22 protein-coding genes and 1 tRNA gene are annotated in these 21,351 nt (G+C 60.5%); 17 read left to right on the top strand and 6 right to left on the bottom strand.

Annotation, left to right across the window (positions count from 1 at the left end):
- Window positions 1–539 precede the first annotated feature (539 nt).
- Genes AAEZ09_RS03560 through AAEZ09_RS03575 form a run of 4 tightly spaced genes read left to right on the top strand, consistent with a single transcriptional unit; the run spans window position 540 to window position 6,113 of the window.
- Window positions 540–3,371 carry a xanthine dehydrogenase family protein molybdopterin-binding subunit gene (locus AAEZ09_RS03560; RefSeq protein WP_350598166.1) on the top strand — a complete coding sequence of 944 codons (2,832 nt, stop codon included), beginning with the start codon at window positions 540–542 and terminating at the stop codon, window positions 3,369–3,371.
- The gene (locus AAEZ09_RS03565) at window positions 3,364–3,903 is read left to right on the top strand and encodes a (2Fe-2S)-binding protein (RefSeq protein WP_045057932.1); all 540 of its coding nucleotides are present in this window, start codon (window positions 3,364–3,366) and stop codon (window positions 3,901–3,903) included. The genes AAEZ09_RS03560 and AAEZ09_RS03565 overlap by 8 nt, the downstream gene beginning before the upstream one ends.
- Before the next feature lies 1 nt (window position 3,904).
- Window positions 3,905–5,140: a c-type cytochrome gene (locus AAEZ09_RS03570; RefSeq protein WP_350598168.1), complete on the top strand. Its 1,236-nt coding sequence runs from the start codon at window positions 3,905–3,907 to the stop codon at window positions 5,138–5,140.
- 1 nt (window position 5,141) lies between these two features.
- Entirely contained in the window at window positions 5,142–6,113 is a 972-nt protein-coding gene (locus AAEZ09_RS03575; RefSeq protein ID WP_350598169.1) for an XdhC family protein, read from the top strand.
- Between the two features lie 46 nt (window positions 6,114–6,159).
- Here the strand turns inward: AAEZ09_RS03575 and AAEZ09_RS03580 are convergent, their stop codons facing one another.
- Complete coding sequence (locus AAEZ09_RS03580; RefSeq protein ID WP_350598172.1) at window positions 6,160–7,443, bottom strand: NAD(P)/FAD-dependent oxidoreductase; 1,284 nt, start codon at window positions 7,441–7,443, stop codon at window positions 6,160–6,162.
- A 183-nt stretch (window positions 7,444–7,626) separates the two neighbouring features.
- Here AAEZ09_RS03580 and AAEZ09_RS03585 point away from each other — a divergent pair.
- From AAEZ09_RS03585 to AAEZ09_RS03595, 3 genes are all read left to right on the top strand, one after another.
- Window positions 7,627–7,703 (top strand) — tRNA-Val (locus tag AAEZ09_RS03585).
- Between the two features lie 242 nt (window positions 7,704–7,945).
- Window positions 7,946–8,407, top strand: coding sequence for a hypothetical protein (locus AAEZ09_RS03590; protein WP_350598173.1), 462 nt, complete (start codon window positions 7,946–7,948; stop codon window positions 8,405–8,407).
- Window positions 8,408–8,868: 461 nt separating this feature from the next.
- The gene (locus AAEZ09_RS03595; RefSeq protein WP_350598175.1) at window positions 8,869–9,321 is read left to right on the top strand and encodes a DUF2214 family protein; all 453 of its coding nucleotides are present in this window, start codon (window positions 8,869–8,871) and stop codon (window positions 9,319–9,321) included.
- Between the two features lie 85 nt (window positions 9,322–9,406).
- Here the strand turns inward: AAEZ09_RS03595 and csrA are convergent, their stop codons facing one another.
- Window positions 9,407–9,598: a carbon storage regulator CsrA gene (csrA, locus tag AAEZ09_RS03600; protein ID WP_045057924.1), complete on the bottom strand. Its 192-nt coding sequence runs from the start codon at window positions 9,596–9,598 to the stop codon at window positions 9,407–9,409.
- A gap of 250 nt (window positions 9,599–9,848) precedes the next feature.
- Here csrA and AAEZ09_RS03605 point away from each other — a divergent pair, with 250 nt between their 5' ends.
- Window positions 9,849–10,214: an SPOR domain-containing protein gene (locus tag AAEZ09_RS03605; protein WP_205893190.1), complete on the top strand. Its 366-nt coding sequence runs from the start codon at window positions 9,849–9,851 to the stop codon at window positions 10,212–10,214.
- A 143-nt stretch (window positions 10,215–10,357) separates the two neighbouring features.
- Here AAEZ09_RS03605 and AAEZ09_RS03610 read toward each other — a convergent pair whose 3' ends face one another.
- The 3 genes from AAEZ09_RS03610 to AAEZ09_RS03620 all read right to left on the bottom strand — a co-directional run bounded on the left by AAEZ09_RS03610 (window position 10,358) and on the right by AAEZ09_RS03620 (window position 12,583).
- Window positions 10,358–11,047: an endonuclease gene (locus AAEZ09_RS03610; RefSeq protein ID WP_045057922.1), complete on the bottom strand. Its 690-nt coding sequence runs from the start codon at window positions 11,045–11,047 to the stop codon at window positions 10,358–10,360.
- 4 nt (window positions 11,048–11,051) lie between these two features.
- Window positions 11,052–11,321 carry a DUF1654 domain-containing protein gene (locus AAEZ09_RS03615; RefSeq protein ID WP_045057921.1) on the bottom strand — a complete coding sequence of 90 codons (270 nt, stop codon included), beginning with the start codon at window positions 11,319–11,321 and terminating at the stop codon, window positions 11,052–11,054.
- Window positions 11,322–11,488: 167 nt separating this feature from the next.
- Window positions 11,489–12,583 carry an asparaginase gene (locus AAEZ09_RS03620; RefSeq protein ID WP_045057920.1) on the bottom strand — a complete coding sequence of 365 codons (1,095 nt, stop codon included), beginning with the start codon at window positions 12,581–12,583 and terminating at the stop codon, window positions 11,489–11,491.
- A 353-nt stretch (window positions 12,584–12,936) separates the two neighbouring features.
- Here AAEZ09_RS03620 and AAEZ09_RS03625 point away from each other — a divergent pair, with 353 nt between their 5' ends.
- The 8 genes from AAEZ09_RS03625 (at window position 12,937) to AAEZ09_RS03660 (ending at window position 20,544) form a co-directional block, all read left to right on the top strand.
- Window positions 12,937–13,374, top strand: coding sequence for a hypothetical protein (locus AAEZ09_RS03625; RefSeq protein ID WP_045057919.1), 438 nt, complete (start codon window positions 12,937–12,939; stop codon window positions 13,372–13,374).
- A 176-nt stretch (window positions 13,375–13,550) separates the two neighbouring features.
- Window positions 13,551–14,507, top strand: coding sequence for a sugar ABC transporter substrate-binding protein (locus AAEZ09_RS03630; RefSeq protein WP_122838297.1), 957 nt, complete (start codon window positions 13,551–13,553; stop codon window positions 14,505–14,507).
- Between the two features lie 56 nt (window positions 14,508–14,563).
- Entirely contained in the window at window positions 14,564–16,117 is a 1,554-nt protein-coding gene (locus AAEZ09_RS03635; RefSeq protein WP_350598179.1) for a sugar ABC transporter ATP-binding protein, read from the top strand.
- Window positions 16,114–17,091, top strand: a complete 978-nt coding sequence (locus AAEZ09_RS03640) for an ABC transporter permease (RefSeq protein ID WP_045057916.1) — start codon at window positions 16,114–16,116, stop codon at window positions 17,089–17,091. Before AAEZ09_RS03635 ends, AAEZ09_RS03640 begins: the two co-directional genes overlap by 4 nt.
- 3 nt (window positions 17,092–17,094) lie before the next feature.
- Window positions 17,095–18,114: a LacI family DNA-binding transcriptional regulator gene (locus AAEZ09_RS03645; RefSeq protein ID WP_350598182.1), complete on the top strand. Its 1,020-nt coding sequence runs from the start codon at window positions 17,095–17,097 to the stop codon at window positions 18,112–18,114.
- Between the two features lie 41 nt (window positions 18,115–18,155).
- Window positions 18,156–19,073, top strand: a complete 918-nt coding sequence (gene rbsK, locus AAEZ09_RS03650) for a ribokinase (protein WP_350598183.1) — start codon at window positions 18,156–18,158, stop codon at window positions 19,071–19,073.
- On the top strand, window positions 19,070–19,474 hold the full coding sequence (gene rbsD, locus AAEZ09_RS03655) for a D-ribose pyranase (protein ID WP_045057913.1): 405 nt from the start codon (window positions 19,070–19,072) through the stop codon (window positions 19,472–19,474). Before rbsK ends, rbsD begins: the two co-directional genes overlap by 4 nt.
- A gap of 41 nt (window positions 19,475–19,515) precedes the next feature.
- Complete coding sequence (locus AAEZ09_RS03660; protein ID WP_045057912.1) at window positions 19,516–20,544, top strand: nucleoside hydrolase; 1,029 nt, start codon at window positions 19,516–19,518, stop codon at window positions 20,542–20,544.
- A gap of 37 nt (window positions 20,545–20,581) precedes the next feature.
- On the opposite strand, the gene AAEZ09_RS03665 is transcribed toward AAEZ09_RS03660, so the two are convergent.
- The gene (locus AAEZ09_RS03665) at window positions 20,582–20,794 is read right to left on the bottom strand and encodes a hypothetical protein (RefSeq protein ID WP_045057911.1); all 213 of its coding nucleotides are present in this window, start codon (window positions 20,792–20,794) and stop codon (window positions 20,582–20,584) included.
- A 133-nt stretch (window positions 20,795–20,927) separates the two neighbouring features.
- Here AAEZ09_RS03665 and AAEZ09_RS03670 point away from each other — a divergent pair, with 133 nt between their 5' ends.
- Window positions 20,928–21,233 carry a hypothetical protein gene (locus tag AAEZ09_RS03670; protein ID WP_045057961.1) on the top strand — a complete coding sequence of 102 codons (306 nt, stop codon included), beginning with the start codon at window positions 20,928–20,930 and terminating at the stop codon, window positions 21,231–21,233.
- The last annotated feature ends 118 nt before the right edge of the window (window positions 21,234–21,351 follow it).

Below are 21,351 nucleotides of genomic sequence, written 5' to 3' on the forward strand. Positions count from 1 at the left end.
GATCGCTCACGCGCCTTTGCCTGCGATGACCCCGGTTCAGGTGTCATCGGCAGGGGGAAGACAGTTGCTCCCACAGTGGAATGGTGGTGGACGCAGTATTTGTGTTCGGCGCAGACCACTGTGGGAGCCAGCCTGCTGGCGATGGCATCTGCATATTCGACATTGATGTGGCAGGAAGATTGCCATCGCGGTCAAGTCGAATCGTCGCACCGCCGCTCCCATAGGTATTGGTGGTGGGCGCAGCATTTATGTACGGCAGATATCTCTGTGGGAGCCGGGCTTGCCCGCGAAGACGATGGTGCATCCGACAGCAATTTGACTGCCCAGACACCCCCGCAAATCCGGAAATTTTGATCTTCCAGTCAGTTTTTTGTAACTGGTTGTTTGCCCCGAGCGCATAAACCTTTAAAGTTAACCTTTCGGTCAGCTTTGCACTGTCACCACAGCCCTTTGCTCCGTCCTAAAAGGGTTCCTGCAAGACTCGAGATTCCCAGAACATAACCAGAAGGGCGGGCCCATAACCGCTCAGAGGATGATCCATGTCCAACCGTGATATATCCCGGCGCTCGTTCCTACAGGGCGGGCTGGTGGCGGGGGTGAGCGTGACGCTTACGCCGCTCAGCTCCCAGGCCCTGGCCGCCTTGATGGAGAACAGCGTGACCGTGCCGTCCGAGCAATGGCTCGGCAACAACGGCAAGGCGCGCTCGCGTAACGATGCCCTGTCCAAGGTGTGCGGCAGCAAGGTTTTTGCTCGCGACATCCGCGCCAAGGACATGCCGGGCTGGCCCGAACAGCAAGGTCACGCCATGCTGCTGAAAATCACCAAGGCCGACCGCCTATACGCCGGTTATGACTTGGCGTGGCTCGGTGCCGACTTGCAGCCGGACCGTATCGTCACCGCAGAAGACCTGGAGAAAGACGGCATCGTCTTCCCCGAAGAGCATGCCCCGGACCCGCTGCTGCCAGTCGGCAAGGTGCCGATGTTCATCGGTCATCCGGTCGCGATACTCATCTGGAATGACTTCGAGCGCTTCCGCCAGGCCAAGGCCAAACTCAAGTTCAACGACAAGGCCATTCGCTACGGTGCCCAGGTGCCGTACTACGAAGGTGATCCCTACGGCAGCTTCCGCTACGTGCGGGTCGGCGGTCCGACTTCGGCTGACGAAGATGAATTCGCCAGCCTCAAGGATTCGATCCTGTTCCCGATGCTGCGCAACCGTCGTCCGGTCTGGGATTCGCAGCCCAACCTGCACGGCAACCTGACCGAGCGCGGGCTGTTCTATGCCGATCGCATGAAGCAGCAGATCGACACCCCGCCCGACAACTGGCTGGTGTTCGACGAGCGCTACAAGACGCCGTCCATCGAGCCTGCAGCCATGGAGCCGGACAACGGCAACGGCTGGTACGACCCTGCGACCAAGACCCTGCATTTCGTGGTGGCCACCCAGTGCCCGCTGGAGACCGCCACCGAGACCGCGAAGATGATCGCGCCGTCGCGTTTCGGCCTGGCCAACCTCAACATGCACCCGGGCTACACCGTGGGTTACGGTTCCAAAGACCACAATATTTTTGTCTATTACGCAGCCCTCGCCGCCCTGTACGGGGCTGGTGTGCCGGTGCGCCTGGCCAACGACCGCTACGAGCAGTTCCAGAGCGGCATCAAGCGCCACCCGTTCGATATCCGCTATCAACTGGCGGTGGACAAGACCGATCACAGCTTCAAGATTTTCCGCGCCGAAATGAGCGTCGACGGTGGCGGACGCGTCAACTACAGCCCGTCGGTAGCGGCGGTTGGCGCCACAGCGGCGCAGTCGATCTACTACATGCCGCAGAACGATCTGCAGGTCACGGCCTACCATTCCCGCGCTGTGGAAGCCGGCTCGATGCGTGGCTACGGCACCCTGCAGAGCATGGCTTCGACCGAGATGATGGTTGACGAAATTGCCGGTCGCCTGGGCATCGACGCCATCGACCTGCGCAAGAAAAACGCCATGGTCTCGGGCATGAAAAATACCCAGGGTGCGGTGCCGGCGGGTGCCTTGCGCCTGCACGAGATTCTCGACAAAGCGGCTGTGCACGAGGTTTGGAAAAACCGCGACAAGCTCAAGCAGCAACGCGAAGCCCAGGACCCGGACCACTGGTACGGCGTCGGCTTCGCCATTTGCCAAAAGGACTTCGGCACCGGTTCCGAAGCGCCGATGGCGAGCATCGAATTCAACGCCGAAGGGCGCATTCACCTGCGCCATATCGGGATTGAAATCGGCACCGGCATGTCCACCTCCCAAGCCATGGTCGTGGCCGATTTCCTCGGCAGCCCGGCTCACGAAGTGAAGACCGGCGAGACTGAATGGCAAGAGCTGCAGCTGATCACCGGCGGCAACCCGTACATCATGAGCCAGGCCGAGCAGGACACCTTGCTGCGCAACCCGCGCTGGGTCGGCAAACTCGCGTCGGCTTCGTCGGCCACCAACTCGGCCTACTACTTCAGCCACGCCACCCGCGAAGCGGCACGCGTGCTGTTCAACCACGGCCTGTGGCCGGCCGCGCTGCAGATCTGGCGCCAGGGACCTTATGGCGGCCAGGCCAACCCCTACGTGGTGCGCCGGGAAGACGCGCACTGGGTCGACGGCAAACTCACCGCCAACGGCATGCAGCCGCTGAGCTTCGAGCAGTTGGCCAGACACGCTCACGAAAAAGGTCTGGTCACCGGCGCCACCGTGCACGGTTTTAACCGCTGGAGTTGGGCCGAGGCCGAGTTCAGCATCGATGGCGTGCGCGAGCGCCTGCCGCTCGACAGCCTGGCGGTGAAGTACGGCGACGGCGCTCCGAGCGTGAAGAAGGCGCAGATGAACAGCGCCGGTTTCCATCTGCTCGATCGGCAGAACGTGCACTACCCGGACACCCAATTGAACAACGCCGCAGTGACTTACTACAGCCCGGTGGCCACCCTGGTTGAGTTGAAAGTGAACAAGGGCTCGGCCGAAGTGCAGGTGCTCAACCATCACTCGTGGGTCGAGTGCGGTCGGGTACTGGTGGAAGAACTGGTCAGGGGCCAGCTCGAAGGTGGCATCGCCATGGGCATCGGCCATGCGCTGCTGGAAGAAATGCCGCTGTACGAAGGCGGACCGGGGGAGGGTGACTGGAACTTCAACCGCTATCGCCTGCCCATGGCGCGCCACGTTGCGGTCTGGAAGCAGACGGCGGAAATCCTGCCGCCGCTGTCCCCGAGCGACCCCTCCAAAGGCATCGCCGAAGTGGTGATGATCCCGGTCGTGGGTGCCATCGGTAACGCCGTGGCCCACGCCATCGGCAAGCGCGTTCGCGACCTGCCTATCACTTCTGCCCGCATCAAGGAGGCCCTCAATGGCTAACCGTCCGCTTCAACTGACCCTCAACGGTCAAACCGTCGGCCCGGTGGACATCCCTGATGACCTGCCGATGATCGACTACCTGCACGAATACAAGAACCTCACCGGTTCCCGCCTGGGCTGCGGCCAGGGCATCTGCCATGCCTGCGTGGTGATCGTCGACAACCCCGACGGCACCAGCGAGGAAGTGCGCACCTGCATCACCGGTGCGCACTATTTCGAAGGCAAGAAAGTACGGACCATCGAAGGCCATGCCACCCGCGATGAGCAGGGCAAAGTCACTGAGCTCAACCCGATCCAGCAACGCTTCGTCGATGAGTTCGCTTTCCAGTGCAGCTACTGCGCGCCCGGTTTCGTCAATGCCGCGACCGTGCTGGTAGAAAAGCTGCAGCGCCAGCCGATCGTCAAGAGCCAGCTGGAACAGGTGATCGAGGACAGCCTCGGCCACCACGTCTGCCGCTGCACCGGCTACGTGCGTTACTACAGCGCCACGCGCAACGTGCTGACCGATCTCGGCCTGGTCAAGGAGGGCTAACATGAAGCATCTATTTTCCCGCCTGGCATTGGCGGTCGGCCTGGCTGCGCCGGTCTTGATGGCGCACGCCGACGATCAGGTCAAGCGCGGCGAATACCTCGCCCGCGCGGCCGACTGCATGGCCTGCCATACCGCCCCGGGTGGCGCTCCCTATGCGGGAGGCCTGCCGATCGTTTCGCCGTTTGGCACCATCTATGGCACCAACATTACCCCGAGCAAGGAGCACGGCATCGGTCAATACAGCGATGAGGAATTCTTCGCTGCGCTCACCGAAGGCAAGCGTCGCGACGGGGCTAACCTGTACCCGGCGATGCCGTACACCTCCTATCACCTGATGCCCCGGGCCGACTCCGACGCGATTCACGCTTACCTGAAAACCGTCGAGCCGATCGAGCGCGCGGCGCCGGTGACCAGCCTGCGTTTTCCGTTCAACGTACGTCTGGGCCTGACGGGCTGGAACATGCTGTACGGTAAAGACGTCAAGCTGTCGCCCACCGCGGGCAAGAGCGAGGCGTTCAAGCGCGGCCAGTATATGGTCGACGTGCTCGGCCACTGCGGCGAATGCCACACCCCGCGCGGTTTGCCCGGTGCGATGCAGCAGGACAAGCGCATGACCGGTGGCGTCCTCAATGGCTACCTGGCGCCCAGCCTGCTGGCCGAAGACCTGGCAAACCGTGGCTGGAATCACCAGGACCTGAGTTCGTTCCTCAAGCACGGCATGAGCGCCCAGGGCACCATGTTCAACGAGATGTTCCCGGTGTTCCACAACAGCACCCAGGGCCTCACTGATCCGGATCTGGCAGCGATGGCCACCTACCTGCTTGGCGATCAACCGCCAGCGGCGAAAGTGCTGAGCGAAGTGCCCCTGGAGCAGTTGAGTGCCGGTGCCCGGCGCGGTCGCCAGGAATACCTCAACGTCTGCGCCGGTTGTCATGCGGCAGAGGGCGAGGGCAAGCCGCACATCGCAGTGGCCATGCGTGGCAACACCACGCTGCGCCTGGACGATGCGCGCAACCTGCTACGGGTGATCGAGGACGGCATCGGCGAGCAGCAATTTGTCGGCTTCGAACGCATGCAACCGATGCCGGGCTTTGCCGACAAGCTCAGCCCTGGCCAGCTGACCGACCTGCTCAATTACCTGCGTCAAGGGTGGGGTGGTCAGCCGGGTGAACTGACAATCGGCGACGTGCAGAAGCTACAAGCGGACGCGCCTCCAACCGAACACAAGGTGCATTGATATGCAGCATCTGGATCTGCAAGTGGTACGGCGCGCGCTGCAATGGTCAAACGCCGGCCAGCAGGTCTGGCTGTGCACGGTGCTCGCCACCTACGGCTCGGCGCCTCGCGCGCCGGGCTCGCTGATGGCGGTGAACGGCGGGGGGCAGTGGATAGGTTCGCTGTCGGGAGGTTGCGTCGAGGAAGACTTTCTCGAGCGCGTCGCCGAAGGCGCATTCGAGCAAGCCGTGTGCGTGGTTCGGTACGGTGAAGGAGATGACCCCCGCTCGCGCATCAGCCTGCCGTGTGGCGGGATTCTTGACGTGCTGGTGGAGAAGCTTGAGCCGGCTTGCGAGGTTCAGGCACATCTGCGGGAACTGGAATCGGCCTTGCTGGGCCAGCGTCGCCTGATACGCGAAGTCGATCTGGCCAGCGGCGCCCGTGACGTGTTCGTGGACCGGGAGCAGGGCGCGCGTATCGAGCGCGAAGTCGATCGGGTTCGTGTGCGCATCGGCGCTGCCCAGCGCTTGTTGCTGGCGGGTTACTCCAGTGTCGCCCAGGCCTGTGCGGAGTTTGCGGTGGGGCTTGGGTTCGAAGTGATCCTCTGCGACCCCCGGGATGAAGTGCTTGAAGGTGTGGTGCTGAACAACGTCGAGATCCGCCGGCAGCTGCCTTCGGTCTTCATCGCTGACGGCGGCTGCCATAGCGATACGGCGGTGGTTGCATTAACCCACGACCCGCGCATTGATGACCTGGCGATGATGGAAGCGGTGCGTACCGACGCGTTCTACATTGGCGTCATGGGCTCGGTGCAAACCTCGCAAAAACGCTTCGAACGCTTGCGTCGCATTGGCGGGCTGGGCGAAGCCGAACTGGCACGAATTCACGCGCCCATCGGCCTCAACCTAGGCAGCAAAACCCCCGCAGAAATCGCCTTGGCGGTGCTCGCCGACATCCTGCGAATCCGCAGCGGCATCGCCCGGGATCAACTCTAAACGCCCTGTGGGACAACACCAGTGGGAGCCGGCTTGCTCGCGTCAGTCAGTACCCGAATTTGTCCCGCAACCCGTAATACCAGGCCCCCAGCGCCGCAAATGGCGTGCGCAACAGCTGGCCACCCGGAAACGGATAATGGGGCAGGTCGGCAAACGCATCAAAACGCTCAGCCTGGCCGCGCAACGCCTCGGCCAGCACCTTGCCCGCCAGATGCGTATACGTCACCCCATGGCCGCTGCAGCCCTGGGAGTAGTAGATGTTGTCCCCAAGTCGCCCCACCTGTGGCAATCGCGACAAGGTCAGCAGGAAATTCCCGGTCCAGGCGTAATCGATCTTCACATCCTTGAGCTGCGGAAACGCCTTGAGCATCTTCGGCCGAATGATTGCCTCGATGTTCGCCGGATCCCGCGCCCCGTACACCACGCCACCGCCGAAAACCAGGCGCTTGTCGCCGGTCAGGCGGTAGTAGTCGAGCAGGTAATTACAGTCCTCCACACAGTAGTCCTGCGGCAGCAAACTGCTGGCCAACGCATCGCCCAATGGGGCAGTGGTAATCACCTGAGTCCCGCAGGGCATCGACTTGGCCGCCAGTTCCGGCACCAGGTTGCCCAGATAGGCATTGCCGGCGACGATAATGAACTTGGCCCTGACCTTGCCCTGCGGCGTGTGCACCACCGGGCTGGCGCCGCGCTCGATCCGCACCGCCGGCGATTGCTCATAAATAGTCCCGCCCAGAAACTCCACCGCAGCGGCTTCACCCAAGGCCAGGTTCAATGGATGAATATGCCCGCCACTCATATCAAGCATGCCACCGACATACTGATCGCAAGCCACCACCTGGCGAATACGCGCCTGATCCATGAGCTCCAGCTGCGTATGCCCAAAGCGCTCCCACAAACGCTTCTGCGCCTCCAGATGGCCCATCTGCTTGGCCGTGATGGCGGCGAACACGCCGCCGTCCTTCAGGTCGCACTGGATATTATATTTGGCCACCCGCTCGCGAATGATCCGTCCGCCCTCGAACGCCATCTGCCCCAGCAGTTGAGCCTGCTTGGGCCCGACGGTGCGTTCGATCACATCGATATCGCGGCTGTAACTGTTAACGATCTGCCCACCGTTGCGCCCGGAAGCACCAAAACCAACCTTGGCCGCCTCCAGCACCGTGACCTTAAAACCGTTCTCCAGAAGGAACAGGGCAGAGGACAAGCCGGTATACCCGGCGCCGATCACACAGACATCAGTCTCTACTTCCTCCTGCAAAGCCGGGCGCGGCGGAGCCGCATTGGCCGATGCGGCGTAATAGGACTCTGGATAAGGAGTGTTCGCCATCCTGCTGCCTCTGTTTAATATATTTTACGAGTATCCCGATCCTACCCGAGTTGAAAATCCCTCGCCAGCCACCGGAAAATCTTCCTCGCAGCAGCAAAATTAAATATTTTGCATATTCATAGGGTTAGCGCGAAAAAAGGTGTTGACACCCCTCCGGAATTCCGTAGAATGCCGCCTCACAGCAGGCACGTAGCTCAGTTGGTTAGAGCACCACCTTGACATGGTGGGGGTCGTTGGTTCGAGTCCAATCGCGCCTACCAAACAAAATCCGCTCTGCTGGGCGGTCTAGAAAGGCTCACCGAAAGGTGGGCCTTTTTTTGTTGCCTGGGATTTGCAAAACTTTTGTAAAAGTCCCGCCTCAGAACACCAGTTCGGCGCCCACCTTCAGACAGTGGGTTGCCGATGGTAGCGCAGACGGCCTTAAACCGACCGCGGGCAATTAGCTGAAAGATGGGGGGCGACTAGTCAACCCGACTGCACCTGACGAGAGGGTGGGAGCTATATGGACGAGCTGAGAGTTTTCAATAATACCCACTGGACGGTGACTCATCGAAGAGATGCCCGTTACGACGGCTATTTGATTATTTCATCAGAAGAGACGGCATCAGGGCTCGGCGGTCTGAGTCATGAAGCCCTGGCGTCTTTAGGTCCGGTAATGAAAGCGGTAGAGCTTCTGCTGACAAGGGCCTACGCACCCTACAAAGTAGTGTTCTATAAGCTAGGGTTCTCGCCTGGTTTCAACGTCCATTTTCATGTCGCTCCAGTCTCGGAAGCGTTGCTGGCAGAGATATCAAATCACCCTGGTTATTCCGACAACCCTGACGGTAATGACGCCATTATTTTTCTCAGTCGGGAATATTGCGAACGGTCACTGAGCGCTGACGAGATGGAAAAACAGCTCTCGGCGGTTCGTCGGCTTAAAGATTGTTTCGACCAGGCCTGCCCAGAGCCAGATTTATCTTAAGACAGACCCGGCATACCCCTAAGGCCACAAATCTATTTATCACCCGCGTGGGATAGATGTTCTGGTGTCGGTACAGGCGACGTCGATGGCGACCTGGGTGGGGGTCGAGAGTATGGGGTGGAAGTCTCGGTTAATTGAGAATCAGGGCCAGCCATTGATCCCACCAGAACACCATGGAAATCAATGCCAAACCGCAGGCGCCCGCGAATACGAGGCAAACCCAATCTGAAACCACCATGCGCAGGATCATCGTTACCACTCCTCTTGGCGGGACGTAGACTCAGGCTAGTTGAACTTCTGCACATTGAGGCTGTCCGAGCAGACCATTTCGGTATCCTCAGAGGCGTGGGCGACGAAAGGGCGACACGCCTCGGTATTGTTCCCCGCCGGGGAGTAAGCACGCTAGGCCGCGATGGGCTACTACTGACAGACCGATCATTGGTGCTGACAGGGGTATTTCGATGCTGACTCACTGGTTGCTGGCTGCGGTTCATCTATTAGCGTATGCGCTTGGCTTTTGGGCCGTATTGTCCCGGGGGACGGCGTTTCGGCGACTGGCGGCGGGCACAGGAGAGGCACGCAGCGTGCGGATTGCCGATAATCTTTGGGGGCTCAGCGCTCTGGTGCTGCTGGTGACGGGGGTTATGCGCGCCTTTGCAGGCTTCGAGAAGGGCACTGACTACTATCTGCACCAGCCGTTGTTTCACCTGAAGATGACGCTCTTCGTGCTGATCCTGCTATTGGAACTGGCGCCGATGATCACGCTGATCAAATGGCGAATTGCACGAGGAAGGGGCGGCGCAGTAGACACTGGGCGTGCAAAGCTGTTCGCACGGATCAGTCATGTGGAGGCGATGCCGGTATTGCTGATGGTGGTGGCCACAGGTATGGCGCGAGGTGTGACCTTTGCTTAGCCAGCTTTGGTTCAGGTGCGTTGCACTGGAATTCTAGCCAGCCGAAGCTCAGGGGCGAACGGGCTGGCTACTGGGTGTCGCAAGATCAGTTCTGTGGCTTGTCCGGTGCGGTCAGGCCAGCCTGAATGCGCTGGTAGATCTCTTCGCGATGAACCGCGACGTCCTTTGGGGCATTGATACCAATCCTGACTTGTTGGCCGCTGACGCCGAGGATGGTGATCGTAATGTCATCACCAATGTTTATGCTTTCACCGACTTTGCGGGTGAGTATCAGCATGGTCTTCTCCTTGATTGCTTTGTAGGGCACCTGATTCGAACAGTGCAGAGGTCGGTGGTACGTATAGATTAGTGCGAAGTCTCACAATTTGGGTGCCTCTTTCTGACGCGCAGATGCAGCATTAATTCCCAAGGCGTAACTATACAGAGGCCGCACCCATCATTCTCGTTGTTTTATCTCGATTTTTCGGCCCTAAAGAACTATTCATGAATGCTAAAATGCCTGCTTTAAGCATTTAGAGGGACAACTCGTGCGCAAATGGGTCTGGGTAGTGGCAATACTGGCGTTGGCAGGGTGCGATCAAGGCAAGCGCGGCGACGTGCCACCGCCGAAGCCGACAGTCGCCACGTCGCCCGCCGCAGCTGCCGCGCCACAGTGGGATCTGGAAGTTCGGGGCGAGATCACCCAGGCCGTCAGCGACCTGAGCGGCTGGTTGATCGAGCACAGTTTTGTTTCCAGCGTGGTCAGGGAAAACGGCAAGACCCGTATCCTGATGGGCCCCTATGGTTCCGAGGCTGAGGCCAAGGCCAAGCAAGCCGAGGTGCAGGCCGCGCTGGTTCGGGCGAAAAAACAGAATATCGAATTGCTGGTGATCGAGCGTCCGCTGAGTCAGTAAGACTCCCATGCACTTTGCAGGGGCGAGCTTGCCGCAGGCGGCGTTCCGACGAAGAACCAACGGGCACCGCGTTTTCCAGGCTTCACGCGTTATCGTTGACGTTCTTCGCGAGCGAGCTCGCTCCTACAAAGTTCGGTGTTCAATCAGCCGCAGGCTTTGAGGTCGACCGGGCCGACGAACTCATTGCCGCGTCCCATCACACACGCCACCGTCTGGTTGCGCTGGCTTTCCCAGGCCTGTACCGGGTAGGTCTTGTTCCAGGCTTCGTAGAGCTGCCGATCCTGCTTGGACAGGCGCAACCCGTACTGTTTGCTCATGTAGAAGTAAGTGCGTGCGATCATTCCGCGAATAGACGGGCGCGGCATGACTTTCTTCGCCTTGAAGTCGACCTGGGTCAGGCATGAGCCGTATTGCCCAGATTGCACCGGCAGCCAACCGAAACTGAAGTTGCTGCGGTCGCCGTTCACTTCGCCGATGCTCGGCACCAGGTTGTGCAGGTCGGCTTCCGCCTTCTGGTACACCGCGTCGTATCGGGTGCAGTTCTTGCGCCCACCTTCCTGCCAGCACTGGCGCTGATGACCAATCTGCCAGGCCGGCACGATATGCTCCCACTCGATGCGCGCGGCGCGCTTGGCATTCTTGCGCGGCACGTAACCACAGGCGGACAGGTTGACCTTGTTGCCCGTGTACTTGCAGCCGCAATAGAACTCGGTCGATTGCGGTGCGTAGAGTTTCCAGGCGACTTTCTTGGCTTCGGAAAAGGTTCGCGGTGCGGCTGCCTGGGCGCCCATGGCGCAGAACAGCAGCAGTAAAGCTAAACAACGGACACTCATCGACTCAGTCTTCCTTCGGCACAACCCAAAAAATCTGCACGCCGCCATCGTCGCGGTAGGCGAGGGTGACGTTATCGTTTTCGTCGATTTCTTCGAGCAACTGCTCCCACTCGTCCACGGGTTCGTCGGGCAGGCGGAAGATCAGCGCGGCTTTGGCTTTCTGCGCGGTGGGGGAATTGATGATTTTCTGAACGCGCATGCCCATGCGTGCGTAGGAATCTGGAGCGGAGGAGGCGGTGGTCACGGAATTATCCTTATTAAGCTGTACGTGCATACAGTATTAAACTGTAGGAATTATCGCAACTGCTTAAAATTCAAGAAATTCCTCTGACAGCGGTTTTCGCTTTTTGGTGTAGGAAGGGGGCAGGTTTTTTATCAGGCCCCTGACCCCTTCAGGAGAAGTCAGGGCTGCCCGACCGGAATCGGTCGGGCGAGGAGGGATCAATACTCCCAGAACATCCGCTGCAGTTCTTTGCTGTCATTGGTCTTGGTCAGCGCAACCATGGCAAGGATGCGGGCTTTCTGCGGGTTCAGGTCGTGGGCCACCACCCAGTCGTTCTTGTCATCCGGTTGTTCGGCGTTACGCAATACGAAACCGCCGGCATTGACGTGGGAAGAACGGATGATTTGCACGCCGTCCTTGCGCAGCGCCTGCAGGGCTGGAACCACGCGCGAAGACACCGAGCCATTGCCGGTACCGGCGTGGATGATGGCTTTGGCGCCAGATTGCGCCAGGGCCTTGTACGCGGTGTCGCTGACATTGCCGTAGGAATAGGCGATTTCAACGGCGGGCAGGCTCTTGATGTCCTTGATGTCGAATTCCGAATCCATGGTGTGACGCTTGGCCGGCAGGCGGAACCAATAGGATTTGCCTTCGACTACCATGCCCAGCGGACCCCAGGCGCTCTTGAACGCTTCAGTCTTGATGTTGATCATTTTGCTGACGTCACGACCCGACTGGATCTCGTCGTTCATGGTCACTAGCACGCCTTTGCCTCGTGCGTCCTTGCTGCTGGCGACAGCCACAGCGTTGTACAGGTTGAGCATGCCATCAGCGGACATCGCGGTGCCCGGGCGCATGGAGCCGACGACGATAATCGGCTTGTCGGTTTTTTCCACCAGGTTGAGGAAGTAAGCGGTTTCTTCCAGGGTGTCGGTGCCATGGGTGATGACGATGCCGTCGACGTCGCTGCTGTCGGCCAGTTCCGCCACGCGGCGGCCCAGTTGCAGGAGGTTGTCGTTAGTGATGCTTTCCGAGGCGATTTGCATCACTTGTTCGCCACGCACATTCGCCAACTGGCTCAGTTCCGGAACGCCGGCGATCAATTGCTCGATGCCGACTTTCGCCGCCTGGTAGGTGGCACTGTTGGCTGCGCTGGCGCCTGCGCCGGCGATGGTGCCGCCGGTGGCGAGGATCACCACGTTGGCCAGTTTCTGTTCGGTCTGGGTCTGGGCTTCTTTAGCCTGGAGCGCGGTAGGCAGGAGGAGCAGCAGGGCCAAAGTGCCCGGAACGAAGGACTTAAGAGCAGATGTCATTATTTTTTTCTCTCTTGTGGTGAGACGGTGCTGATTGCAGGTCTTCCAAATGGCCCCGGCACACCTGAATGCCGGGGTGGGAGTGAGAGAGCAGGATCCATACCAGCTGTAATGTGTAACGAAACTATTTGTAAGCTAATGATATGTAACAAATATTTGTGTCATGAGCGCAGGCGTCCGTAACCAGTTCGTCCGGGCTTCCGAACAGTGACGGTTTTTTTGTTCGGTCTACCGAAAGTCCCTGCACATGCTGTTGAAATGCGCGTTCAGGTGCTCAATTGCTGCTCGCCCCCCTAAAGAAACCGCAGTCCCGGTCGATGCCCCTGTAATGGATCGTTCAAGAGGGATTGGAAATGTCGTTGACCGTCGCTTTGTCGAATGCGCGTGTGATCAATATTGGCAACAAACCTGCGGACGCCGCTGTTAAAACAACCGCCGAAGCCACCGCGCAGGCTGCGACCCCGGAAGAGGGCGATAAAAAACCCTTGAGCGTGGCGCCTGCCCAGCAAGACGCAAAAGCCGAGAGCAGTAGCAGCAGCCAAAGTGTTACGGTGCAGATGTTGCTCAAGCGCATGAAGCAACTGCAGCAACAGTTGCGCGAACAACAGCAGCAACTGGCAGCGACCCAGGCCACCAAATTTGCCAACGAAGAAGCCAAGGCGACCGCGGTCATGGCGGTTCAGCAGCGCATTGCCGACACCGCAGGGGCGATCGCCCAGGTGGCGGGCGCGCTGGCCAAGGCGCTGACTGAGGGTTCGACCAGTGGCAGTATGGTCAGCACCTCGGTCTGACTTATGTCCTTTATGCGATCAGCATTGCCGGGCGTTGACAAATCTTTGCAGGGTTCGCATAGTTCGGTCTTCGCAAACGTTTGCGCAGTGTTCTGATAGCCTGTTCCTACAGAACGCTGTATAGCCTACGCCAGCGCAAGCGTTGCTCAGAATAATCATAAGATCGGAGTGAACCCATGAAGCTGCCATTCGCTGGACGCCTTCTCGCTGTCGCCATGCTGGCTGCCGCATCCGCCGCATTGCCCATCTCCTCGGCCTTCGCCGAAACCCCGGAAAAACCTAAAGTCGCGCTGGTCATGAAATCCCTGGCCAACGAATTCTTCCTCACCATGGAAGACGGCGCCAAGGCTTACCAGAAAGAACACTCCGCCGATTTCGACCTGATCTCCAACGGCATCAAGGACGAAACCGACACCGCTGGGCAAACCCGTATCGTCGAGCAAATGATCCTGGCCAAGGTCAATGCCCTGGTGATCGCGCCGTCGGATTCCAAGGCCATGGTGCCGGTGATCAAGAAAGCCATCGATGCCGGTATAACCGTGATCAACATCGATAACCAGCTGGACCCGGCCGTGGTCAAGAGCAAGAACATCAGCGTGCCCTTCGTCGGGCCGGACAACCGCAAAGGCGCACGCCTGGTCGGTGAGTACCTGGCCAAGCAGCTAAAGGCCGGTGACGAAGTCGGCATCATCGAAGGCGTGTCCACTACTACCAACGCCCAGGCCCGCACCGCAGGCTTCAAGGATGCAATGGAGGCAGCGCAAATCAAGGTGGTGTCACTGCAGTCCGGCGACTGGGAAATCGACAAGGGCAACAAGGTAGCCGCTTCGATTCTCAGCGAGTATCCGCAGGTCAAGGCGCTGCTGGCCGGTAACGACAGCATGGCCGTTGGCGCGGTGTCTGCGGTGCGTGCTGCGGGCAAGGCGGGCAAGGTCCAGGTGGTGGGTTACGACAACATCAACGCCATCCAGCCAATGCTCAAGGACGGTCGCGTCCTGGCCACCGCTGACCAGTTTGCCGCCAAGCAGGCGGTGTTCGGCATCGAGACTGCTTTGAAGATCATCAAGGGCGAGAAAGTCGACAGCGGCGCCAATGGCGTGATCGAAACCCCGGTCGAGCTGGTGACCAAGTAGTCCTTCTGGTGACGCAAGGTGCTCGCTCCTGGTGAGCGAGCGCATGGAGAGTTTTTATGTCAGTTTCCGCTGTGAACGCTGTCCTTTCGGTCAGCGGTATCGGCAAGACCTACGCCCAGCCTGTCCTCACCGGCATCGACCTGACGCTGATGCGCGGCGAAGTGCTGGCGCTGACCGGTGAAAACGGCGCGGGTAAAAGCACGCTGTCGAAAATCATCGGCGGGCTGGTGACGCCGACCGCCGGGCAGATGCAGTTCCAGGGCCAGGATTACCGTCCTGGCAGCCGCACCCAGGCCGAAGAACTGGGCATCCGCATGGTGATGCAGGAACTCAATCTGCTGCCGACCCTGTCGGTGGCGGAAAACCTGTTCCTGCACAAGCTGCCGAGCACCGGTGGCTGGATCAGTCGCAAGCAATTACGCAAGGCGGCGATCGAGGCCATGGCGCAGGTCGGGCTCGACGCGATCGACCCGGACACCCTGGTCGGCGAGCTCGGCATCGGCCACCAGCAAATGGTCGAGATCGCGCGCAACCTGATCGGCGACTGCCACGTGCTGATCCTCGACGAACCGACGGCCATGCTCACGGCCCGGGAAGTCGAAATGCTCTTTGAACAGATCACACGCCTGCAGGCACGCGGCGTGTCGATCATCTATATCTCGCACCGACTCGAAGAGCTGGCCCGTGTGGCCCAGCGCATCGCGGTGCTGCGCGACGGCAACCTGGTGTGCGTCGAGCCCATGGCCAACTACAACAGCGAGCAACTGGTCACGTTGATGGTCGGGCGCGAGCTGGGCGAACACATGGACATGGGCCCGCGCAAAGTCGGCGCACCGGCGTTGACGGTCTGCGGCCTGAGCCGTTCCGACAAGGTTCGCGACGTGTCCTTTGAAGTGCGCGCTGGCGAAATCTACGGTATTTCCGGGCTGATCGGGGCAGGGCGCACCGAACTGCTGCGGCTGATCTTCGGTGCCGATATTGCCGACAGCGGCACGGTGGCCCTGGGTTCGCCGGCGCAGGTGGTGAGTATCCGTTCGCCCGCCGACGCAGTCGGTCATGGCATTGCCCTGATCACCGAGGACCGCAAGGGCGAAGGCCTGCTGCTGACCCAGTCGATCAGCGCGAACATCGCCCTGGGCAACATGCCGGTGATTTCCCGCGGCGGCTTCGTCAACAACGGCGACGAGATGTCCCTGGCCCAGCGCCAGATCGACGCGATGCGTATCCGCAGCTCCAGCCCCACGCAACTGGTGTCGCAATTGTCCGGGGGCAACCAGCAGAAGGTCGTGATCGGCCGCTGGCTCGAGCGCGATTGCTCAGTGATGCTGTTCGACGAGCCAACCCGGGGCATCGACGTCGGCGCAAAGTTCGACATCTATGCCTTGCTGGGAGAATTGACCCGTCAGGGCAAGGCGCTGGTGGTGGTTTCCAGCGACCTGCGCGAATTGATGCTGATCTGCGACCGCATCGGCGTGCTGTCCGCCGGGCGCCTGATCGACACGTTCGAACGCGATACCTGGACCCAGGATGATTTGCTTGCTGCCGCCTTTGCCGGCTACCAAAAACGTGATGCGTTGCTCAATGAAGCAGCGCCTAGGGACCCTCAATGAAAACTGCAACGCCTGTTGGCAAGCGAAGTGGCAACTTCTATGGCCTCGGTACTTACCTGGGCCTGGCCGGTGCCCTGTTGGCAATGATCGCGCTGTTCTCGGTGCTCAGCAGCCACTTCCTGTCCTATGACACCTTCAGCACCCTGGCCAACCAGATCCCCGACCTGATGGTGCTGGCGGTCGGCATGACGTTCGTGTTGATCATCGGCGGCATCGACCTGTCGGTAGGTTCGGTGCTGGCGCTCGCCGCATCGACAGTCAGCGTGGCGATCCTCGGCTGGGGCTGGAGCGTATTGCCGGCGGCCTTGCTCGGCATGGCCATTGCTGCACTGGCCGGGACCATTACCGGCTCGATCACGGTAGCCTGGCGCATCCCGTCGTTCATCGTGTCCCTGGGCGTGCTGGAGATGGCGCGGGGCGTGGCGTATCAGATGACCGGTTCGCGCACCGCCTACATTGGCGACGCCTTTGCCTGGCTGTCCAACCCGATCGCCTTCGGCATCTCGCCTTCTTTCATCATCGCCTTGCTGATCATTATCATCGCCCAGGCCGTGCTGACCCGCACCGTGTTCGGTCGTTACCTGATTGGCATCGGCACCAACGAGGAAGCCGTACGCCTGGCCGGGATCAATCCCAAGCCTTACAAGATACTGGTGTTCAGCCTGATGGGGTTGCTGGCCGGGATTGCCGCGCTGTTCCAGATCTCGCGCCTGGAAGCGGCGGACCCGAATGCCGGTTCCGGCCTTGAGCTGCAGGTGATCGCGGCCGTGGTGATCGGCGGTACCAGCCTGATGGGCGGCCGGGGTTCGGTGATCAGTACCTTCTTTGGCGTTTTGATCATTTCCGTACTGGCTGCCGGCCTGGCGCAGATTGGCGCCACCGAGCCAACCAAACGCATCATCACCGGTGCGGTCATCGTGATTGCGGTGGTGCTCGATACTTATCGCAGTCAGCGCGCAAGCCGGCGGACCTGAGTCATGGCAACCATCAAGGATGTCGCTGCACTGGCGGGAATCTCCTACACCACGGTGTCCCACGTGGTGAACAAGAGCCGTCCGGTCAGCGAAGAGGTACGGATCAAGGTCGAGGCCGCCATCAAGACCCTCGACTATGTGCCGAGCGCGGTGGCGCGGTCGCTCAAGGCCAAGACCACGGCAACCATCGGCTTGCTGGTGCCCAACAGCCTCAACCCGTACTTCGCCGAGCTGGCGCGGGGGATTGAGGATTACTGCGAGCGCAATGGCTACTGCGTGATCCTGTGCAACTCCGACGATAACCCGGACAAGCAGCGCAGCTACCTGCGGGTGCTTCTGGAAAAACGCATCGACGGCCTGATCGTGGCTTCGGCCGGCGGTGATGCCGGGCTGGCGCAAGGTCTTGCCGCCGTGCGCACGCCGATGGTGATCGTCGACCGTGGCCTGGAAGGCGTGAACGCCGACATGGTGCGCATCGATCACGAGTACGGCGCCTACCTGGCCACCCGGCACCTGCTGGAACTCGGGCATCGGGACATCGCCACGATTGGCGGCCCGGCGAGTACCAGCGTGGCGCAGATGCGCCTGGCCGGTTTTTGTAGGGCCTTGAGCGAGGCCGGCATTGAAGTGCCGGGCGAGCGCATGCTGGAAAGCGATTTTACCAGCACCGGCGGTTACGCTGCGGCGGCGCTGTTGCTGGAAAACAATCCGCCCAGCGCCATTTTCGCCGGCAACGACATGATTGGCATCGGCGTACTGCGCGCCGCTGCCGAGCGCAACATTCGCGTACCGAGCGAGCTGTCGGTGATCGGCTTTGACGACATCCAGATGAGTCGTTACGTGTACCCGGCACTGACCACTGTCGGCCAGTCGATCCTGCAGCTTGGCGAAATGGCTGCAGAAGTGCTGCTGCGCCGGATCGCCAGCCCGGCCATGGCTACCGATCAGCGGATCGTGACCCCCAGTATTGTCCTGCGAGAATCGACAGCGCCATTGGCGGGAGTCTTTGTCGAGTACCGCTGAACCAATCGCATCACTGAAACACAATTGACGAGTAGTGACGAATGCCAGCAAACGTAGCGGTAATAGGCAGCCTGAACATGGACCTGGTCACCCGGGCGCCACGGCTGCCCCGTGGCGGTGAAACCCTGATCGGCCAATCGTTCGCCACGGTTTCCGGTGGCAAGGGCGCCAATCAGGCCGTCGCCGCCGCCCGGCTGGGCGCCCAGGTGTCCATGGTCGGTTGTGTCGGCAACGACGCTTACGGCAGGGAGCTGCGCGACGCACTGGTGGCCGAGCAGATCGACTGCCAGGCGGTCAGCACCGTCGAAGGCTCCAGCGGTGTGGCCTTGATCGTGGTTGACGACAACAGCCAGAACGCCATCGTGATTGTCGCCGGGGCCAACGGTGCGCTGACCCCGGCAGTCATCGGCTGCTTCGATGCGGTATTGCAGGCGGCCGATGTGATCATCTGCCAGCTGGAAATACCCGATGCGTCGGTCGGTCATGCGCTCAAGCGTGCCCGTGAGCTGGGCAAGACCGTGATCCTCAATCCGGCGCCGGCCAGTCGTCCGCTGCCGGCAGACTGGTACGCCAACATCGATTACCTGATCCCCAATGAAAGCGAGGCCACGGCCCTGAGCGGTGTGCCCGTGGATTCCCTGGACTCCGCCAAGGTAGCTGCCGCCCGGTTGATCGCCCTGGGCTCCGGCAAAGTCATCATTACCCTGGGAGCCCAAGGTTCACTGTTCGCCAGTGGCAGCCGCCTGGAGCATTTCCCGGCACCGGTCGTGAAGGCGATTGATACCACGGCAGCCGGCGACACCTTCGTCGGCGGCTTCGCGGCGGCCCTGGCCAATGGTCAGGACGAAGCCGCAGCGATCCGTTTTGGCCAGGTGGCTGCGGCGCTGTCGGTGACCCGTGCCGGCGCGCAACCTTCGATTCCCACCTTGTCCGACGTGCAGGCGTTCAAACCATCATGAAAAAGACTCCTTTGCTCAACGTCGCCTTGTCGCGGTTGATCGCCTCCCTGGGGCATGGCGACATGGTGGTGATCGGCGATGCCGGCCTGCCGGTGCCCGCCGGCGTCGAGCTGATCGACCTGGCCCTGACCCATGGCGTGCCGGATTTCATCAGCACCCTCAAGGTGGTGCTCAGCGAGATGCAGGTTGAAAGCCACGTGCTGGCCCAGGAGATTCTCGATAAACAACCGACGGCGCTGGCCACTCTGGACGAGCTTGATGCCGCCGGCGAACTGGGCCGGCGCGAGCTGCTCAGCCACGACCAGTTCAAGGTGCTCAGCCGGCAGGCGCGGGCGGTGGTTCGTACGGGCGAGTGCCAGCCGTACTGCAACATCGTGCTGATCGCCGGAGTGACCTTCTAGACATTCGACATCACTGTTTCCTCACGCACAAGGAGTGCGCCATGCACCGCTATGCTCAGAAACTGCACCAACTGATCCGGAGTTTGCTGCTTTTGTCCTTGATTACTGCAACAGGCGCCCAGGCGGCGGAAAAGATCGACCTGATCATCGACACCGACCCCGGTGCCGACGACGTGGTTGCCTTGCTGTTTGCCCTGGCTTCCCCTGAAGAATTGAACATTCGTGCGCTGACCACCGTGGCCGGCAACGTGCGCCTGGACAAGACTTCGCGCAATGCTCGCCTGGCACGCGAGTGGGCAGGGCGCGAGGAGGTGCCGGTGTACGCCGGTGCAGCCCGGCCGATGATGCGCACGCCGATCTACGCCGAGAACATCCATGGCAAGGAAGGCCTGTCGGGTGTCACCGTGCACGAACCGAAAGCAGGCCTGGCCGAGGGCAACGCGGTCAACTACCTGATCGACACCTTGAAAGCCGCCAAGCCCCACAGCATCACGATCGCCATGCTCGGCCCACAGACCAACCTGGCGCTGGCATTGATCCAGGAGCCCGAGATCGTCCAGGGCATCAAGGAAGTAGTGATCATGGGCGGCGCGCACTTCAACGGTGGCAACATCACCCCGGTGGCCGAGTTCAACCTGTTCGCCGATCCCCAGGCGGCAGAAGTGGTGCTCAAGAGCGGTGTGAAGCTGACTTATTTGCCACTGGATGTGACCCACAAGATCCTCACCAGCGAATCGCGCCTGAAGCAGATCGCTGCCCTGAACAACAATGCCAGCAAGCTGGTGGGCGATATTCTGAATGAATACGTCAAGGGCGACATGGAACACTACGGCATGACCGGTGGCCCGGTGCATGACGCCACCGTCATCGCCTACCTGCTCAAACCCGAGCTGTTCAGCGGTCGTGCGGTCAATGTGGTGGTCGACAGCCGCGAAGGCCCGACCTTCGGCCAGACCATCGTCGACTGGTACGACGGCCTGAAGGCGCCGAAAAACGCGTTCTGGGTTGAAAACGGCGACGCCCAGGGTTTCTTTGACCTGCTGACCCAGCGTCTGGCGCGTTTGAAGTAAGCAGCAGTCGCTTCCCGCAGGTGCCAGCCTGCGGGAGTTACTTGGCCGCCGTGTACGCAGCGCCCATGTAGTTCACCGGGTACTTCTCAAATACCTGAGTGATGAACGACTGGGCCGCTTCGGTTCCCAGTTCCTTGACCAGAAGATCTATGCCGATGATTGCCAATTCTTCAGGGCTGCCGGGGCTGTAGGAGCTGTGGCCCTGCGGCCACTTGGCTTTGATGTCGGCATCGATACTTACGGTGGTCATGAATAGCGCTCGTGAATGGGTAGAAGTCTGTCTGCGGAGTTAACCATTTTGCGCGACGTTTGGCACTCCGACTTAGGCATGAGGGGAGGGCTATGCGACACTTGGTCTTCGAACAATGTCCAAGGACCACCCCGTGCAGATTGATTTGAACACGCCCGACGGCTTGACCCTGGATGCCGTTCGCCATTTGCTGGCCTCAGCCAGTGACGATGAGCACACCCAGTTGCGGGTGACTAAAGCCGGCATTGCCTATATATCCTCAGGTGTCGTCGGCGGTACCGACATCGGCGACCTGCTGTTTCGCCTGGAGACCTGGGCCAAGGGTTCCGGTTATGTCGGGCGCGTCGCCGCCAGCGATGAGGTGTGGGTGATGCAGATCTACAACGCGCTGAAAGAGAACTGGCCGAACCCGCCGTTCGACTACATCGACGTCTACTGAGGCTTGTTCATATTCAGTCACGATTGAACAATGATCAGCCTGCTGGTGCTCAGGCAAACTTGGCAATTATCCTGTCTGGGGGCAGGGTGCTATCAGCCACGGTGAAACCAATCACCAG

The organism is Pseudomonas sp. 65/3-MNA-CIBAN-0223 (assembly GCF_040310425.1).
Taxonomy (GTDB): domain Bacteria; phylum Pseudomonadota; class Gammaproteobacteria; order Pseudomonadales; family Pseudomonadaceae; genus Aquipseudomonas; species Aquipseudomonas gregormendelii.